The sequence below is a fragment of the Sulfurimonas sp. hsl 1-7 genome, from assembly GCF_030577135.1.
In the GTDB taxonomy this organism is placed as follows: Bacteria; Campylobacterota; Campylobacteria; order Campylobacterales; family Sulfurimonadaceae; genus Sulfurimonas; species Sulfurimonas microaerophilus.
The window spans coordinates 503,402-519,345 of sequence record NZ_JAUIRR010000002.1; the positions used below are offsets into that span (position 1 = coordinate 503,402).

17 protein-coding genes are annotated in these 15,944 nt (G+C 35.3%); 5 read left to right on the forward strand and 12 right to left on the reverse strand.

Annotation, left to right across the window (positions count from 1 at the left end; genetic code table 11):
- The first annotated feature begins 110 nt into the window (after positions 1 to 110).
- Positions 111 to 1,070, forward strand: coding sequence for a lipid A deacylase LpxR family protein (locus QWY88_RS06300; RefSeq protein ID WP_304545215.1), 960 nt, complete (start codon positions 111 to 113; stop codon positions 1,068 to 1,070).
- Here QWY88_RS06300 and QWY88_RS06305 read toward each other — a convergent pair.
- The 3 genes from QWY88_RS06305 to dnaA all read right to left on the reverse strand — a co-directional run bounded on the left by QWY88_RS06305 (position 1,067) and on the right by dnaA (position 4,483).
- Positions 1,067 to 1,927 (reverse strand): DUF3943 domain-containing protein, encoded by an 861-nt coding sequence (locus tag QWY88_RS06305; protein WP_304545217.1) that lies wholly within the window; start codon positions 1,925 to 1,927, stop codon positions 1,067 to 1,069. The genes QWY88_RS06300 and QWY88_RS06305 overlap by 4 nt on opposite strands.
- A 9-nt stretch (positions 1,928 to 1,936) precedes the next feature.
- On the reverse strand, positions 1,937 to 3,004 hold the full coding sequence (dnaN, locus tag QWY88_RS06310) for a DNA polymerase III subunit beta (RefSeq protein WP_304545219.1): 1,068 nt from the start codon (positions 3,002 to 3,004) through the stop codon (positions 1,937 to 1,939).
- 168 nt (positions 3,005 to 3,172) lie between these two features.
- On the reverse strand, positions 3,173 to 4,483 hold the full coding sequence (gene dnaA, locus QWY88_RS06315) for a chromosomal replication initiator protein DnaA (protein WP_304545314.1): 1,311 nt from the start codon (positions 4,481 to 4,483) through the stop codon (positions 3,173 to 3,175).
- Positions 4,484 to 4,611: 128 nt separating this feature from the next.
- Between dnaA and ruvC the strand changes: the two genes are divergently transcribed.
- The 3 genes from ruvC to ppnP are packed head-to-tail and all read left to right on the forward strand — an operon-like array spanning position 4,612 to position 6,732.
- Positions 4,612 to 5,094, forward strand: coding sequence for a crossover junction endodeoxyribonuclease RuvC (ruvC, locus tag QWY88_RS06320; protein WP_304545316.1), 483 nt, complete (start codon positions 4,612 to 4,614; stop codon positions 5,092 to 5,094).
- A complete protein-coding gene (locus QWY88_RS06325; RefSeq protein WP_304545221.1) occupies positions 5,094 to 6,386 on the forward strand; it encodes an APC family permease in 1,293 nt (430 codons plus the stop codon). Before ruvC ends, QWY88_RS06325 begins: the two co-directional genes overlap by 1 nt.
- A 31-nt stretch (positions 6,387 to 6,417) precedes the next feature.
- On the forward strand, positions 6,418 to 6,732 hold the full coding sequence (ppnP, locus tag QWY88_RS06330) for a pyrimidine/purine nucleoside phosphorylase (RefSeq protein WP_304545223.1): 315 nt from the start codon (positions 6,418 to 6,420) through the stop codon (positions 6,730 to 6,732).
- On the opposite strand, the gene trxC is transcribed toward ppnP, so the two are convergent.
- From trxC to purB, 5 genes are all read right to left on the reverse strand, one after another.
- Positions 6,733 to 7,158, reverse strand: coding sequence for a thioredoxin TrxC (gene trxC / locus QWY88_RS06335; protein WP_304545225.1), 426 nt, complete (start codon positions 7,156 to 7,158; stop codon positions 6,733 to 6,735).
- An 11-nt stretch (positions 7,159 to 7,169) separates the two neighbouring features.
- Complete coding sequence (fliW, locus tag QWY88_RS06340; RefSeq protein WP_304545227.1) at positions 7,170 to 7,553, reverse strand: flagellar assembly protein FliW; 384 nt, start codon at positions 7,551 to 7,553, stop codon at positions 7,170 to 7,172.
- 9 nt (positions 7,554 to 7,562) lie between these two features.
- Positions 7,563 to 7,928 carry a hypothetical protein gene (locus tag QWY88_RS06345; protein ID WP_304545229.1) on the reverse strand — a complete coding sequence of 122 codons (366 nt, stop codon included), beginning with the start codon at positions 7,926 to 7,928 and terminating at the stop codon, positions 7,563 to 7,565.
- Position 7,929: 1 nt separating this feature from the next.
- The gene (locus QWY88_RS06350) at positions 7,930 to 10,296 is read right to left on the reverse strand and encodes a ribonucleoside-diphosphate reductase subunit alpha (protein WP_304545231.1); all 2,367 of its coding nucleotides are present in this window, start codon (positions 10,294 to 10,296) and stop codon (positions 7,930 to 7,932) included.
- Between the two features lie 332 nt (positions 10,297 to 10,628).
- A complete protein-coding gene (purB, locus tag QWY88_RS06355; protein WP_304545232.1) occupies positions 10,629 to 11,957 on the reverse strand; it encodes an adenylosuccinate lyase in 1,329 nt (442 codons plus the stop codon).
- 83 nt (positions 11,958 to 12,040) lie between these two features.
- Here purB and QWY88_RS06360 point away from each other — a divergent pair, with 83 nt between their 5' ends.
- Positions 12,041 to 12,952, forward strand: coding sequence for an RluA family pseudouridine synthase (locus QWY88_RS06360; RefSeq protein WP_304545234.1), 912 nt, complete (start codon positions 12,041 to 12,043; stop codon positions 12,950 to 12,952).
- Positions 12,953 to 13,303: 351 nt separating this feature from the next.
- Here the strand turns inward: QWY88_RS06360 and QWY88_RS06365 are convergent, their stop codons facing one another.
- The 4 genes from QWY88_RS06365 to QWY88_RS06380 all read right to left on the reverse strand — a co-directional run bounded on the left by QWY88_RS06365 (position 13,304) and on the right by QWY88_RS06380 (position 15,943).
- On the reverse strand, positions 13,304 to 13,540 hold the full coding sequence (locus QWY88_RS06365; RefSeq protein WP_304545236.1) for a hypothetical protein: 237 nt from the start codon (positions 13,538 to 13,540) through the stop codon (positions 13,304 to 13,306).
- Between the two features lie 155 nt (positions 13,541 to 13,695).
- Positions 13,696 to 14,778, reverse strand: coding sequence for a dual-specificity RNA methyltransferase RlmN (gene rlmN, locus QWY88_RS06370; protein ID WP_304545239.1), 1,083 nt, complete (start codon positions 14,776 to 14,778; stop codon positions 13,696 to 13,698).
- Positions 14,775 to 15,317, reverse strand: coding sequence for a phosphorylase family protein (locus QWY88_RS06375; protein ID WP_304545241.1), 543 nt, complete (start codon positions 15,315 to 15,317; stop codon positions 14,775 to 14,777). Before QWY88_RS06375 ends, rlmN begins: the two co-directional genes overlap by 4 nt.
- Positions 15,314 to 15,943: an NAD(P)H-dependent oxidoreductase gene (locus QWY88_RS06380; RefSeq protein WP_369811215.1), complete on the reverse strand. Its 630-nt coding sequence runs from the start codon at positions 15,941 to 15,943 to the stop codon at positions 15,314 to 15,316. The genes QWY88_RS06375 and QWY88_RS06380 overlap by 4 nt, the downstream gene beginning before the upstream one ends.
- Position 15,944 lies beyond the last annotated feature (1 nt).

Here is a 15,944-nt window from a genome sequence, read left to right on the forward strand (position 1 = left end):
TTATACACTCCAAAATAGCTAATTTAGCATAATTGTAGATATTTTATCTAAAAAAATATAAAAGTTAGATTTATAGCTATTTATAAGTAAAATAAACTTATACTCTTAGGATGTTAAATAAGATAATGTTATTGATTTTTTTGATCTCTTCCCTCTCTTGTGAAACATTAGAGATCAAAAATTTTACTTTTACAACTGAAAACGATGCAGATATTAGAAGTGACAATGATTATACTTACGGTTCTGAAATTGCACTCCTTTTTTACAGAAAAGATTGCAATAATACATTTCTGCATATCCCTTTTACCGATTACAAACATCAAGATAACTATATCTCATTTTCATATGCCCAAAAAATATATACACCCAACGATCTAAAGAATGAAGGTTTAGTCGTATACGACAGACCCTATGCAGGTTATATGTATTTAAAATCAGGTCTTTACCAATCTTCTAATAAAAATCTGCATTCTCTAGTTTTTCAGTTGGGGATGATAGGGCCTTCTACAAATATGGACAGAGTCCAAGAGGTGATTCATGCAAATATAGGTTCCGACACCCCTTCAGGTTGGGAAAATCAACTTAAAAATGAACTTATTGTTCAAGTTAATTACGGGCATAAGGAGTATATGGAACTCTCAAACAAAACTGTTTTTATACCTGAATACGGATTTGAGCTGGGTAACGCTTCTACGAAAGCTTATGTAGCGGGTTTATTTAGATGGGGAGATGAGATCCCTAAAGATTACGGTTCTACCTTACTTGATAATATCAACTACAACAAAATACCTCTTGATCCAAACAGAGAATATAAAAACTCTTGGAGCTATTGTTTAAATTTTTCATTCAAAGCAAATTTAATTGCAAGGGATATCTTTCTAGACGGAAACACCTTTTTAGATTCACACAGTGTTGATAAAAATATATTTGTTGCTGAAGTGGGCTATGGAGTATCTGTAAACTACGGTCAATTTAGCGTAGATTATTTAAGAAAACATATCTCATATGAATTTAAAGGTCAAAATAGAATTCCTAATTACGGTTCATTAGTTCTCTCTTATAACTTTTAAAACTCTATAGTCAGTATCAAAGAAAAATCTTGATCCCTTGTAAGTGTCGGTTTCTCTTGATAGATGTAGATATATTGCTGCTCTATGGAGTATCTTTGTTGATATGTTTCAAATCTCAAAGTTGTATGAAGATCAAAAAAATCACTTAAACCGTTAGAGATGTTTCCTATAGGGTTTAAAAGAAAATAACTTATATCTCCCAAAGTTTCAGAGTTAAGTACTTTTCCATCATTTTTATCTATTATTTTTTCCATATAGTAAAAACCTTCCCCCATAAGCGATCCGATAAGAGGAGTGGAAACTAGATCTTGCCATGAAGGGATCTCTGCAAACGCTTCATAACCGTATTCCCATACTACCGTTGATAAAAATACGGAGTATAAAAAAGATCCCTTAGGTGAGATGCCGTAACCTCTAGCCATTGTATAGTACCAGGCACCAGAAACGGGATGTCCTATGTAATTAATTGCAAAATCGTCTTTGTCCCATACAGGACCCGATTTTACATGATCTTTCCATCGATCTCCAAGAGACTTTTCTTCAAGTGCATTTTTATCCCATTTAGAGACTGATTCAGGCATAACATAAAGAAAACCGACCGTACCGATCATTAGTATTTGAGTATATAAAGTACCTTCAACTAAATCTCTTTGAGGTTGTGTCAGCAGATTATTCACATTAATATTTTTCGGATCGTAATCGGTTTGTAAATAGAGAGGTTGATAGTTTATGTTGAGTAAAGATCTATTTTTGTAGAGATTGATCTCTTCGTGTAAATTTGTATTGTTAAGGTCTATCTGCTTACTTCCATATAGAGCTATATGGAGTAAAAGCGTAAGCAGAAAAATTTTTGTCATTGAAACTGTTTATATAACGATCGGCATTACTACTGTTATAAAATTTTCATCACTTAAAATAAACGGTAGATTACCTTCGTTTAATTTCATTGTAAATTCTGAAGAGTTGATAGAATTTAAAAAATCAAGTAGATATCTTGAGTTGATCGCTACTGAGAATGGTTCAGTGAAACCTGTAGAGATCGAGATCTCTGTTTTAGCTTCAATGTTGTCATCACTTAAAGATTCGAAAGTGATAGTATCGCTAGCGAATGTTATTTTCACATCTGTAGAGATAGTTGTGATCTGTTTGATCGAGTCAATCATATTTGCTTTTGGCAATAGAAGATTGTATTTAGTCTCTTTCGGGATAATTCTTGAGTACTCAGGAAACTTTCCGTTGATCAGTTTTGTAAAGAATGTGTATTGATTAGAGTGGATGATAAGATTTGTTTGATCGTAATAAAGTTCTATGTTATCAAAGAACAGTTTTTGGATCTCTACAATCGCTTTTTTAGGGATAATGATCGAGAGTTGGTGATCACTGCTGTTTGCTATATTTACAACTGCTAATCTTCTAGTATCCGTAGATGCAAAGTTAATAGCATCGTTTTGAATATCTATAAGAGCACCGTTTAGTTCAAACTTAGGATTGTTTGTATCAATGGCAGGTGTGATCTTTTTTAGTGATTCAATTAACGTATGTGATTCAATAGAGATACGTGATTTATTTTCATATGACGGAAACTCTGGAAAATCTTCATGTGAAAAAGTAGGTAGTTTGAATTTAGAACTTCCTTGTTCAATATGAAGCATACCGTTTCTTACTTCAAGATCGATATTGCCCTCTTTTAAAATTCTAACGATATCTAAAAACTTTTTACCGTTAGAAGTTACGCTTCCCTCTTGTTCAATATTTATATCATTTACAGTTACTAAAAAACCTATCTCATAGTCTGTTGCTTTTAGAGTAAGCTGATTATTACTAGCATTTAAAAATACATGAGAAGTTATCTGTGAAGTATCTTTTTTCTCTAAGAACGGTCCAGCATGAATAAGTATATTTTCAAGTATAGATTTTGATATAGTAATTTTCATATGAATTCCCTATATATTTTATAATTTTTAGTAGCTAGTAGTAGGTGGCAGTGAATATGTGAAAACACACTTCAAACTGCTAAATACTAGTACTTTTAAGATGTGATGAGATTTTTTTATTCATTCACATCTATTCACTTTTACAATTATATCTTTTTTTTCTCAAAACTACGAAGAAGATGAAAGTTTATTTGTAAGTTCATCTATTTTTACTTTAAAATCTTCATCTTTTTCTATTAAGTCGTTGATCTTTTTGATCGTATGTGAAATAGCTGTGTGATCCTTCATACCGAAGTATTGAGCAAGTTGAGGCATCGTACTTTGCGTAAGTTCACGACAGATATAGATACTGATACGTCTAGCGTATACGATGTTTTTACTACGCCCCTTGCTGCGGATCTCACTCGGTTTGATGTTAAGATCTTTAGCAACAACGTTTGTAATCGTATCCATAGTAAGGTTTTGACGATTCTCTTTAACCTGATCTTTGAGGACGTTTTTAGTAAACTCAATGTCGATATCAACATGCATCAGTTGTGAATAGGCATGGAGTTTTGAGAGGATACCCTCGATCTCACGCACATTACTCTCGATCACGGTTGCAATATAGTTAATGATCTCATCTGAGAGTTTTACTTTATTGATTTCACATTTTTTCTTGATGATCGCTATTTTCGTCTCTAGTTCAGGCGGTTGAATATCTGCAACTAGCCCCCACTCAAATCTACTTTGTAGACGTGCTTCTAGACCACCTATCTTTTTAGGGTGTTTATCAGCTGTAAGGATGATCTGTTTCCCTGTTCCTTTAAGTGCTTCAAATGTGTGGAAGAACTCCTCTTGGATTCCCTCTTTGTTTGAGAGAAACTGAATATCATCAATCAAAAGAACATCACACTTACGGTACTTCTCTTGAAATCTGTCCATAGTTTTGTTTTTCACATGTCTGATGAAGTCATTTAAAAACTGTTCAACCGTAGCGTAGATAACAACTTTCCCCGTATTTTGAAAAACATTTCCGGCTGCTTGCATAAGGTGTGTTTTTCCAAGTCCAACGCCACCGTAAATAAATACCGGATTGTACACCCTTCCAGGATTTTCACTTACACTTTTAATAGCTGCATAGGCAAACTGATTAGATCCGCCGACCATAAAGTTGTCAAACGAGTAAGAGGGGTTAAGTAGTGAACTTGTTTTAGTTACCTCTTTTGCCGTTGTTTTTGTCTTTGTTGTCGTTTTAGCAGACTTGAGCGTAATGCTTACCGTAACTTTATTTCCGGTTTTAATTTCAAAGAGATGGGCCAACTTATCAGTATATTTATTTTTGATCCAATTTACTACAAGTGCATTTTGTGCATAATACACCGCCAGATCACTTGAAGATTTCTTCAGATCATAATCCAGATGTCTAATATATCTGTTATATTCTAGTTCAGTTATCTCATTTTTGAGCTCTTCTAAGACCTCTTGACCAATATTCACATTTAACTCGCTTTTTTCTATATAGATGTGAATAGTATCTTTTTGATCCATAAAATAGGGTTAAATTGATGTGAATAAGTAAAAAAGTTCTATGTGATTATTAGGGTATAATTCATTTTATGAACAAAATAAATATACTTGGCATAGATCCCGGGACAAGAAACATGGGATATGCGATAATTTCACTTGAAAATCATAAAATATCTTTAGTTGAAGCGGGACTTATTAAGATGAAAGCTGAAGATCTGCAGTTTCAGATCCCGCAGATGGTTGAAGGGGTTGAACAGCTCTTTGCAAAATATACGATCGATGAAGTTGCGATGGAGGATATCTTTTACGCACATAATCCCTCAACTACGATCAAACTTGCACAGTTCCGCGGCGCTATCATGTTAAAGCTGCTTCAAGAGTTTGGACAGTTTCACGAGTATACTGCATTGCAGGTGAAAAAAGCGCTTACCGGTAAAGGGAAGGCTTCTAAGGAACAAGTATCTTTTATGGTGAAACGTCTTTTAGGGATAAAAAAAGAGATCAAACCGCTCGATATCTCAGATGCAATGGCAGTAGCTATAACACATTCACAGAGGGTGCGATTTAATAAGGAGAGATGATGAGGAGTATTGGTGTACTCGGTGCTATATCAATCGGAATCGGCGGGATGGTCGGCGGCGGTATTTTTGCCGTTTTAGGCGAAGCGGTTTCTTTAGCGCACAGTGCAACAATGTTGGCCTTTTTATTTGCGGGGATAGTTGCACTGCTTACAGCGTATTCCTATGCAAAACTTTCAGTTTATTTTCAAAGCGAAGGGGGGACTGTAAGTTTTATAGATAACTCCTTTGGTCATAACCTGCTCTCTGGCTCAACTAACTTGATGTTATGGTTCTCTTACCTGATCACTATCTCACTCTATGCCGTTGCTTTTGGATCGTACGGGGAAACTTTTTTTTCACACCATAGTGAATATCTGCGACATATCCTTATAAGCACTGCGATTATCCTTCCAGCCCTTATCAATCTTGTGAGCGGATCTTTTGTTAGCAAGTCTGAGACTATGATTGTCGGAATCAAGATAGCGTTGTTAGTGCTTATCATCATAAGCGGAATCCCTTACATTGAAACTTCACGACTAGATATTACGCCAGAGATCACTTCAAGTGCAAACCTTATGGAGATCGCTGTATCAGGGATGATTATATTTGTGGCGTATGAAGGGTTTGAGTTGATCGCTAACGCTGCAAAGGAGATCAAAGATCCAAAGAAAAATTTGCCGCGGGCTTTTTACAGTTCGGTATTGTTAGTGATAGTGTTATATGTTTTAATAGCCATAATCAGTGTAGGGACTGTCCCTGAAGCCAAGTTATTGGAAGCTAAAGACTATGCGCTTGCCATTGCTGCAAAACCGGCTCTTGGGCATGTCGGTTTTACCCTAGTTGCTATCGCTGCACTCTTAGCAACTTTCTCTGCCATCAATGCAACAATCTACGGTAATGCTCGTTTGAGTTACATTGTTGCGATGGATGGCGAACTACCGAACTTCTTTACAAAAGAGAAAAACGAGATCCCTTTTATGGGTGTTATAGCGATACTGGGTTTGAGTTTGTTTTTGGCAAATACGATCGATTTGGGTGAAATAGCAATCATAGGAAGTGCAAGCTTTTTATTGATATTTTTCATAGTAAATCTGAGTGCTTACAGGGTAAGGGATAAGATAGGTGCTAATAGGTACATTTTACTGGGCTCTATCATCTTTACCTTCTTAGCGCTTTGTGTACTGCTGTTTCACACGTATGAGTCTGATGTGCGTTCATTTGTAATTTTTGTGATCTTTATTCTGACCTCAATAGTGTTTGAATATTTTTACGGAAAGTTTGTAAGGGGTCATATTTTTCATCGAAAATATTAAAATTTTGATATCATTTCAAAAAAGGATTACTATGTCAAAATTTGAAAATGTAACAATCGTAAAAGAGGCAAATATATATGATGGAGGAAAAGTATCAAGCAGAACTGTTGAGTTTGCTGACGGTACTAGAAAAACTCTTGGTATTATGCTTCCAGGTGAATATACTTTCAATACTGCAGAAGCAGAGATTATGGAAATGATGAGCGGTGAATTAGAAGTTAAACTTCCAGGTGAAGATTGGAAAACATTAAACACACCGGAAACTTTCAATGTTCCAGCAAATTCAGCATTTGATCTTAAGATCAAAACTGTAACAGACTACTGCTGCTCTTATATCGCAGAGTAATTAATCCGTATATTTACTTATCAGTTGCATTAAACTCTCTTTTGGGAGTGCACCTGATACCCTCTCTTTTTCTACACCGTTTTTAAATACTATGAGTGTCGGAATACTTCTGATTCCAAATCTAGCTCCCAGATTTTGTTCATTTTCTGTATTTACTTTTGCAAATACCGCTTTAAGAGGAAAATGCTCAGCAGCTGCGCTGAAGTTTGGAGCCATCATTTTACACGGTCCGCACCATGGAGCCCAGAAGTCTACTATTATCGGAAGTTCACTGTTTACGATCAGCTCATCAAAGTTTGTAGTGCTTAGATCGACAGGTTTTGTATCTAAGAGAGAGTTTTTACATCTCCCGCAATTTGCTTTTTTATAAGAATCTTTCTTTGGAACATTGTTCACACTTAAACAGTGAGGACATACTACTTTCATAATATTCTCCTTTAGCTTTTAAATGATTCTATACTTTCAGCTATTCCATAGTCTGGATATTTTTTAGGATCTAATATAGCTTGTGCTAAGTAGTTGTTATCGTGATTAATAATAAGAGGTGCCAAAAAGTTGATCGTTGATTTTTCAAGCGGTTTTTGAATAATCAAGATGTTATAAACACTAACAGTAGAGTTTTCATTTATATCTAACAGCGCTTTTACATCTGTAGGAACATCAAAGGCATACTCTCTAAGGAGGTTTGGTTTCACAAGTGTAAAAGAGAGATTTTCATCATTAACATCTACCATTGTTGAAAACAACTCGTCTATCTCTTTTATCTCTACGTTACGTATATTGTCGAAACCGTATAAAGTACCTGTGACTTGATAACTCATTTGTATCCTTTAAAATTGTCCCTCTTGATATTTGAGAGTATTGGAAATTAAATAGAGAGATGAACTCTTTATAGTTGAAATATTATAGCACTCTCCAATACCAAAAGCAAATTTATTTTCTTCGTATATGATGCTTATGCCATCTTCCATATCTATAAAGTTTAACTGATTATCTTCTACAAGATTTGCAGCTTCCACTTCACTAAACAGTAGCTCAATAGTGATCCAGTCAAACGCTCTAGCTTTATCTTGTGTAGCTAGAACTACTTTGATCTCAAAAGGGTTTATTACGTCTACTGAACGTAACTCTGCACCTTTAAAGTTATCAAATCTTGAAAGAAATTCTGTGAGTCCTGTTTGTGTTAGCGGTTTCATTTTATTGACACCCTACACATTCCATAGAACGGTCTTCAACATCGTTTTTCACCTCAGGCGATTGACTTCTTAGGTAGTAAGTTGATTTTAGACCTAACTTCCATGCTAACATATAGATTTCGTTTAGGTATTTACCGCTTGCTTTATCTAGAGTGATAAAGATATTCAGCGATTGCCCTTGATCGATCCATTTTTGTCTGATCGCTGCAGCTTTAATTAAAACTGTTTGATTCAGATCGTATGCCGGTGTATAGTATGCCCAAGTCTCAGGTGAGAGTTTTGGTACAACAACAGGGATAAGTCCACTTAAGTTCTCTTCAAACCATTTACGTTTAAATACAGGCTCAATAGCTTGAGTAGTACCTGTAAGAATAGAGATCGAACTTGTTGGTGCTACAGCCATAAGGTAACCGTTTCTCATCCCTTGTGCTTTTACTTTAGTACGAAGCTCATCCCACTCATATGCAGATGCAAATAAGCCACCGCGGTCAACTAGGTTAAGTACTTCAGCGTTTGCATGATCTTGAGGGAAAATACCTTGGCTCCATTTACTTCCTTCAAACTCAGGATATGAACCTTTTTCAACTGCAAGATCAGATGAAGCAGAGATAGCGTTATAACAAACAGCTTCCATAACTTCATCAACCTTGTCAAAGTGTTGTTGGCTTCCCCACTCAATTCCGGCTTCTGCTAACATTTGTGCTTCACCCATAACACCAAGACCGATTGAACGGCTTCTCATGTTAGTACGTTTTACTTTTTCAACAGGATAGAAGTTAAGATCAATAACGTTATCAAGCGCACGGATAGCAATCGGTACTATACGATCAATATCCTCTTTTGTATGGATACGTGAAAGGTTGATCGATGCCAAGTTACAAACAGCTGTTGCACCGTCGACTTTTTCTTTCTCAACTACAAAGATCTCTTTGCCGTTTAAAGTATCTAGAGCAGTTACTTTTTTAGCAGGTTTTTCTATACCGCTGTCAACTTTGATGATCTCTTCCTCTTCATAACTCTCATAAGAACCGTCTTCGTAAATAAACTTGATCTTATAGTGGTTTGGTTGAGTATTTTGAAAGATCTCCGTACAAAGGTTTGAACTTCTGATAATTCCGTAATGATTATTTGGATTAGCACGGTTAGCATTATCTTTAAAACAAAGGAAAGGTGATCCAGTTTCAAAATAAGATGTAAGGATTTTCTTCCATAGATCTTTTGCTTTTACTTTCTCTTTGATGATACTCTCATCACGCTCTAGTTCCATATAACGTTTTTCAAACGCTTCACCGTAAAGTTCTGTTAAATCTCTTGTATCGTATGGATCAAAGAGTGTCCAGATAGCATCTTCCTGAACTCTTTTCATGAAAAGATCGTTTAACCAAAGTGCAGGGAAAAGATCGTGTGCACGACGACGCTCTTCACCAGAGTTTTTCTTTAGGTCTAAGAAGTCGCCTATATCTATGTGCCATGGTTCAAGGTAAACTGCAATAGCTCCCTTTCTAGTACCAAGCTGATCAACTGCAATAGCAATATCGTTTGTTATCTTTAAAAACGGAACCGTTCCCCCTGCCGCATTTTTGTGTCCATCTATAAATGAACCCATTGAACGAACCTGAGTCCAGTCCCAACCGATACCGCCACCAAATTTAGAAAGCATTGCCATCTCTTGGTAAGCATCGAAGATACCCTCGATATTATCCGGAGTTGATCCGATGTAACCCGAGCTTAACTGGTGTCTTGTTGTTCTTGCATTTGAAAGTGTAGGTGTAGCCATCATCACTTCAAATTTTGAAATCATGTCGTAAAACTTGATAGCCCACTCTTGGCGATTCTCTTCACGTTGTGCTAAGAACATTGCAATAGCCATAAACATATGTTGAGGAAGTTCAATCGGACTAGAGCTTCTATCTTTGATCAGGTATCTGTCATAAAGAGTTTTTACACCAAGATAGTTAAACTGTAGATCGCGCTCAGGTTTAATATGTTTCTCAAGCTCTTCAAGATCGTACATATCTCTTAAACCTAAAAGGATACGCCCCTCTTTCTCACCACGCTCAAAATATTTTTCTAGTGAACAGTATCCTGTAAAACCATTTACTTCATGATATAAGTTATAAAGAAAAAGTCTTGCTGCAACGAATGTCCAGTTTGGAGCATCGATATCGATCTTGTCAACAGCAGTTTTAATAAGTGTCTCTTGGATCTCTTTGGAAGTAACTCCATCACGGAAATGGAGTTGTGCATCAACTTCAAGCTCACTTTGGCTAACGCCTGCTAATCCTTTAACGGCTGCCGAAGTATATTTTTGTATTTTTGTTACATCTAATGGTTCTGTTCTACCATTTCTTTTTATAACTGTTATCATGAAACTGTCCTACTTTTGATTGTGATTTTTTCGTAAATAATCAAAAAATTATTTACGAAAAAACTACTTTAAATAAAGTTGATTTTATCCACTGTAAACTTTAAAATAAATGAATTTTTGACTAAATTTAGACATATAATTTGAGGTAATACTTCAGATTATGTGTAACTTCTTTTTGATAAAAATTAGTGATTATTTTTTGTGTAATTGTAGCTGTGATATTGATAGTATTTTTAGGAAAGTTGTTATTGTGATTACCTAAAGCGTTATTATTATAGTTTTGCGGGCTAAAGATTTTCAGAGAAAATCTTTGCTCCTGCAAACTATACGCTTTAGCCAAATACTCTTTTAAAGATAGCATCAACATTTTTAGTGTAGTAATCGTAGTTAAAACACTCACGGATTTGTTCTTCGCTTAGTTTGCTTCTAAGTTCATCATCCGCTAAAAGATGGTTAAGGTATAAAGATTCACCTTTTTCATTAAGTGTAGGTTTACCTTGCTGAATCTCTTCCCATACCTTCATAGCATTTCTTTGGACGATTCTATATGCGTCTTCACGACTTACACCTTGAAGTGGAAGTTCAAGAAGTACACGTTGTGAGAAAACAAGTCCACCAGTTAGGTTTAGGTTTTTCATCATGTTCTCAGGCATAACTGTTAGGTTAGCGATAACGCTGTTCATACGGTGAAGCATAAAGTCACATGTAATGAATGCATCCGGTAACCAGAAACGCTCAGTTGAAGAGTGAGAGATATCTCTTTCGTGCCAAAGGGCTACATTTTCCATTGCAGGTGCAGCATATGCTCTGATCATACGTGCAAGACCTGTAATGTTTTCTGTAAGGATCGGATTACGTTTATGTGGCATTGCAGATGAACCTTTTTGCCCTTTTGCAAAATACTCTTCCGCTTCGTAAACTTCTGTTCTTTGTAAGTGACGAACTTGTACTGCAAACTTCTCAACTGAAGAAGCTAGTAGTGCTAAAGCAGTTGCAAGTCTAGCGTATCTGTCTCTGTGAATTACCTGGTTAGAACAAGGCTCAGGTTTTAAACCTAACTCTTCCATTGCTAACTCTTCAAGCTCTAACGGTGCATGAGCAAAGTTACCCATAGCTCCAGAGATTTGACCTACAGAGATAACTTCCATAGTCTCTTCAAGGTTTTTCAAGTGACGTGCAACTTCATCGTACCAAACCGCTAAAGTTAAACCAAATGTAATAGGCTCACCGTGAATACCGTGAGAACGTCCAACCATTAAAGTAAATTTGTGTTCTTCTGCACGTTTCTTGATAGACTCCATTAACATCTTTACATCTTCAATGATAATAGTTAAAGAATCTCTCATTTGAAGTGCCACACCAGTATCAACTGCATCTGAAGATGTCATACCATAGTGGAACCATCTTGACTCATCTCCAAGTGATTCTGCTACACTTGTATTGAATGCAATTAAGTCATGTTTTGTAACAGCTTCGATCTCTTCAATTCTCTCAACTGAGAATGTTGCATTTTTTACAATTTTATCTGCATCATCTTGTGGAATCTTACCAAGTTTTGCCCAAGCTTTTACAGCTGCTTTTTCAACTTCTAGCCATGCAGCATATCTTGCATGTTGTGTCCAATGTTTACTCATCTCTTCACGAGCGTATCTTTCTACCATATTTCACCCTTATATAATATGTTATCATTCGCATAATTTTAATAACGCATTTTACTATATAGATGATGAAAGAGGGATTAATCTTGCCATTTGTAATTGATAAGTTTTTCATAGAGAAAAAGCAAAGACTATTTTTATACATTATTAAAGAGTTGGGCTATACACAAAAAGAAGCACAACGTTTGATCGCAAAAGGGAGAGTTCTCCAAAACGGTGAAGTGATCTCTAAAGCCGGACAAGAAGTTGAAGGTGAAATTGAGTTTATCCATTTCGAGCCAACAACAAAAGGACTCAAACCTACATATATAGAAAAAGAGTTTGTTGTCTTTGATAAACCAAGCGGAGTTCTTATTCATCCGCAAAATAGAAATACAGCCTACTCTTTAATCGATGAACTGAAATATCAATATGGAAAAGATGCAAATATAACTCACCGTATCGATCAAGAAACAAGCGGTCTTGTACTTTGTGCTACAAACAAAACAAGTGAGAGAGATATTAAGATGATGTTTCAAGAGAGAGATATGCAAAAAACATATCTTGCAATGGTTCACGGTGAATTTAAAAACAAGATTATAGTTGAGGCACCATTACTCAGAGCCGAGGATGAATCAGCTATTGTTAGAATGGTTGTAAAAGTTGATGAAAGAGGTAAAGCTTCCAAAACATCATTTAAGCCTTTAAAGTATTTTCCTGAATTAGATATGACACTTGTTGAGTGTAAACCACATACCGGAAGACAACATCAGATACGTGTACATTTGTTTCACGTGAAACATCCGATCGTAGGCGATCCGATTTATGGACAAAAAGAGGAAGATATAGTTCGCTTTTTAGATAAGGAACTTTCAGAAGAGGAAAGAATCAAATTAAGTGGTGCTTCTAGATTATTATTGCATGCTGATCAATTAGAGTTTGAACTTTATAATAATGTATATAAAATCAAAAGTGATGTTGATTTTGAAAAAGTTTCACTCCAATTATTATCTATGTGAATAACTTTTATATTAACTCCCTATTTATACACATATTTTATGTGAAAAAAATCCAATTTCTTTTTAAAGCCCAGAATTTAGGGCTTTAAGCTATCTTTTATTTAATCTATTAAGCTCATATTTATATAAAAAAACTCTTAAATTTTGAAAGAATTTAAAAATATTTGAAATGTGATGTAAAATTTAATTCACATATTAGAACAATGTGTGAATAATACACACTTATAAATTTTTTTTATACTTTTTGCTTATTTTAAGTATGGAAAGTTAGAAAGTTAAAATAGATTTTTTTAAGATTAGTAGGGTATTATTACATTCATAGACGACCTCCCTGGTGTGTTGGTCGTCTTTTTATACTTCGTTATATCTTTTTATAATTTTTTTCACGCGAGATCTTAGTTTTTTAATAGCATCTGTACTTGTTCTTCCATCAGATGTAAGATTTTCAAAATCATCACCCAATTGTGCTTTAGCGATCCAACCGATTTTAGAGTGGTATTTGATACCAACAAATCTCACATCACCAAAATGGCTTTTACAAAGTTTATAAACTTCTCTTATTCTATCAGCATCTGTTTTTTCTGCCATTGAAATATCCTTTATATAGTTTAACGTAAACGTTTAAAACATTTTATCATATATATATTTAATCGTCTTTTGTAGCAGCGTATAAAAAACCACCAACACCGATAGCAAATACTATAACAACAACAATAACTTCAAATATATCTACACTTGTAAAATCACCCATTTAAATCCTTTTCTGTTTTCTCTTTAAGTTGACCGCAGGCAGCACTGATATCTATACCCTTAGAGTCTCTTATAGTTGATAAAAGACCATGTTTTATGAGATACTCCTGGAAAGAGTGCATATCTTCATAGCTAGGACGCTCATAAGGCGTTCCTGGATAAGGATTAAAGTATATGAGGTTTACCTTGGCTTTTATCCCTGAAAGTAGCTTAACAAGCTTTTTAGCACTCCCTAAGTCATCATTCTTATTCTTAATAACAAGATACTCAAACATAACACGTTTTCTTGTATCTATAGGAAAGCGTTTAACCGCTTCTATAATAGAGTTGATGTTATGTGCTTTATTCATCGGAATAAGTTCTGTACGAAGCTCATCATCAACTGCATGGAGTGAGATTGCAATGTGAACACCCAGATCCATCTTCCCTAACGCATCTATCTTGTTACTAAGACCACTTGTACTAACAGTTTGGCGTTTTCCTGAGATGGCTAACCCCTCTTCCTCTTTGAATATCTCTATCGCTTTAGCGAGATTGTCGAGGTTGTCTAACGGTTCACCCCTACCCATATATACTATATTGATCTTACGGTTATGTTTGTGGTTATTATCGCGTTTAAGGTTTACTACTTGAGCGATTATCTCACCCGCTGTTAAATCTCTTGTAAAACCACCTTTGGCAGTTAGACAAAATGCACACCCTACTTTACACCCAACTTGTGTTGAAACACAGATAGTGTATTTTGCTTCTTGAATCAGTTTTCCATCATCATCGAAGATATCGTCTTTCATTTTCAGCCAAACAGCTTCTACTGTTTTACCGTCTTGAAGCTCAAAAAGATATTTTATAGTACCGTCACTAGATTCCTCTTTACGAACAATTTTCATAGGATTGATCACGTAAGTTTGTGATAGTTCCTCTTTTAAATTTTTAGGGATGTTCTTCATATCTTCAAAGCTTTGAGCATATTGGTGGTATAACCATCCGTAGATCTGTTTAGCTCGAAACGAGGGTTTAACTATTTGACTTAACTCTTTTAATGTAAAGTCATAGAGTGAAGGTTTTGTGTTAGTCATCTTTTTGTTAGTTCCTTGATGCGTCTTTTTGTATGTTCTTCTAAAAGTTGTTTTGCTTTTTCATGGTTTTTGAGAAAGTCGCTATGAGCATTTTCGTCAGTATAGTTTGTAACACAAAATACTCCACCGGCAGGAATATTAAACTCTTTTGCGATCTGCAATACAGAGAAAAACTCCATATTTTCTATCCCTATTCCGTAGTTTAAAAACTTGAGCGTTTTCTCTTTACACGTGCTGATGTAGTTAGAGCTGTTTACGATAACATCTTTAACATCTTGTGTGTTAGTAGAGACTACATTGTCAATGGGTGTGTAAGCGCAGTTATCTAAAAATGCCAGTTCAATATTTGCAGCAGTTTTACTCTCTACAATATCAAAGATCTCAGCATCACCGTAACTACCGGCCGTTCCTATAAAGAGTAAAAATTCCGGTTTATCAAACAAACATAGTCTTGTAAGATTCATAGCCGTTTCGATAAGCCCTACTCCCATAGGTGTAGCAAAATCAAAAGTCTCGTTATTGCCGGCGCAAATTATCATTTAATGTACTCGCAAATCTCTTCTAATGGAAGTCTGTGTTTTGTTGGCTGTTCATTTTCTCTGTATCCAAAAGCACACACTAAAGAGATCTCCTCTTCGCTCACATCGATCTTTAATACTTTTTCCAGGTTCTCTTTTTCAAACCCTTCAATTGGGCATGAGTCTATTTTTAATAGTGCTGCAGTTGTGATCATCGAACTAAAAAGAATGTATGCTTGTCTTGTTCCCCATTCATATATATCATCAGATTTAAGTGATTTGTGAAAGTTTGCATACACTTCCATATATTTGTCTTGTGCTTCTTGAGGTAATCCTCTCTCGGCAAATTTTGCTTTTGTCCAGTCACTATACGGTTTAAGCTCTTTAGTTTTTGTTTTGAATACAACCAAGTGTGAACATGAGTCGATCTGGTTTTGGTTCCAACAAAATGGCTTGAGCTCTTTTTTTAACTCATCGTTAGTTATAACTGTTAGTCTTACACCCTCCATCCCAAAAGATGTAGGACTTAGTCTTGCAGTCTCTAGAATAAAGTTAAAATCTTCATCTGTTATCTTTTTTGTATGATCAAATAGTTTACAAGCATGGCGAAAATTGTATGCCTCTAAAAGAGTCTCTTTAATATTCATT

Coding starts and splice junctions, on each gene's coding strand:
- QWY88_RS06345 (WP_304545229.1), bottom strand. CDS start 7,928: ATGAAACCGCTAACACAAACAGGACTCACAGAATTTCTTTCAAGATTT.
- QWY88_RS06350 (WP_304545231.1), bottom strand. CDS start 10,296: ATGATAACAGTTATAAAAAGAAATGGTAGAACAGAACCATTAGATGTA.
- QWY88_RS06375 (WP_304545241.1), bottom strand. CDS start 15,317: ATGATAATTTGCGCCGGCAATAACGAGACTTTTGATTTTGCTACACCT.
- fliW (WP_304545227.1), bottom strand. CDS start 7,553: ATGAGTTATCAAGTCACAGGTACTTTATACGGTTTCGACAATATACGT.
- QWY88_RS06365 (WP_304545236.1), bottom strand. CDS start 13,540: ATGGCAGAAAAAACAGATGCTGATAGAATAAGAGAAGTTTATAAACTT.
- dnaN (WP_304545219.1), bottom strand. CDS start 3,004: ATGAAAATTACTATATCAAAATCTATACTTGAAAATATACTTATTCAT.
- QWY88_RS06325 (WP_304545221.1), top strand. CDS start 5,094: ATGAGGAGTATTGGTGTACTCGGTGCTATATCAATCGGAATCGGCGGG.
- ppnP (WP_304545223.1), top strand. CDS start 6,418: ATGTCAAAATTTGAAAATGTAACAATCGTAAAAGAGGCAAATATATAT.
- rlmN (WP_304545239.1), bottom strand. CDS start 14,778: ATGACTAACACAAAACCTTCACTCTATGACTTTACATTAAAAGAGTTA.
- QWY88_RS06305 (WP_304545217.1), bottom strand. CDS start 1,927: ATGACAAAAATTTTTCTGCTTACGCTTTTACTCCATATAGCTCTATAT.
- QWY88_RS06380 (WP_369811215.1), bottom strand. CDS start 15,943: ATGAATATTAAAGAGACTCTTTTAGAGGCATACAATTTTCGCCATGCT.
- QWY88_RS06300 (WP_304545215.1), top strand. CDS start 111: ATGTTAAATAAGATAATGTTATTGATTTTTTTGATCTCTTCCCTCTCT.
- trxC (WP_304545225.1), bottom strand. CDS start 7,158: ATGAAAGTAGTATGTCCTCACTGTTTAAGTGTGAACAATGTTCCAAAG.
- purB (WP_304545232.1), bottom strand. CDS start 11,957: ATGGTAGAAAGATACGCTCGTGAAGAGATGAGTAAACATTGGACACAA.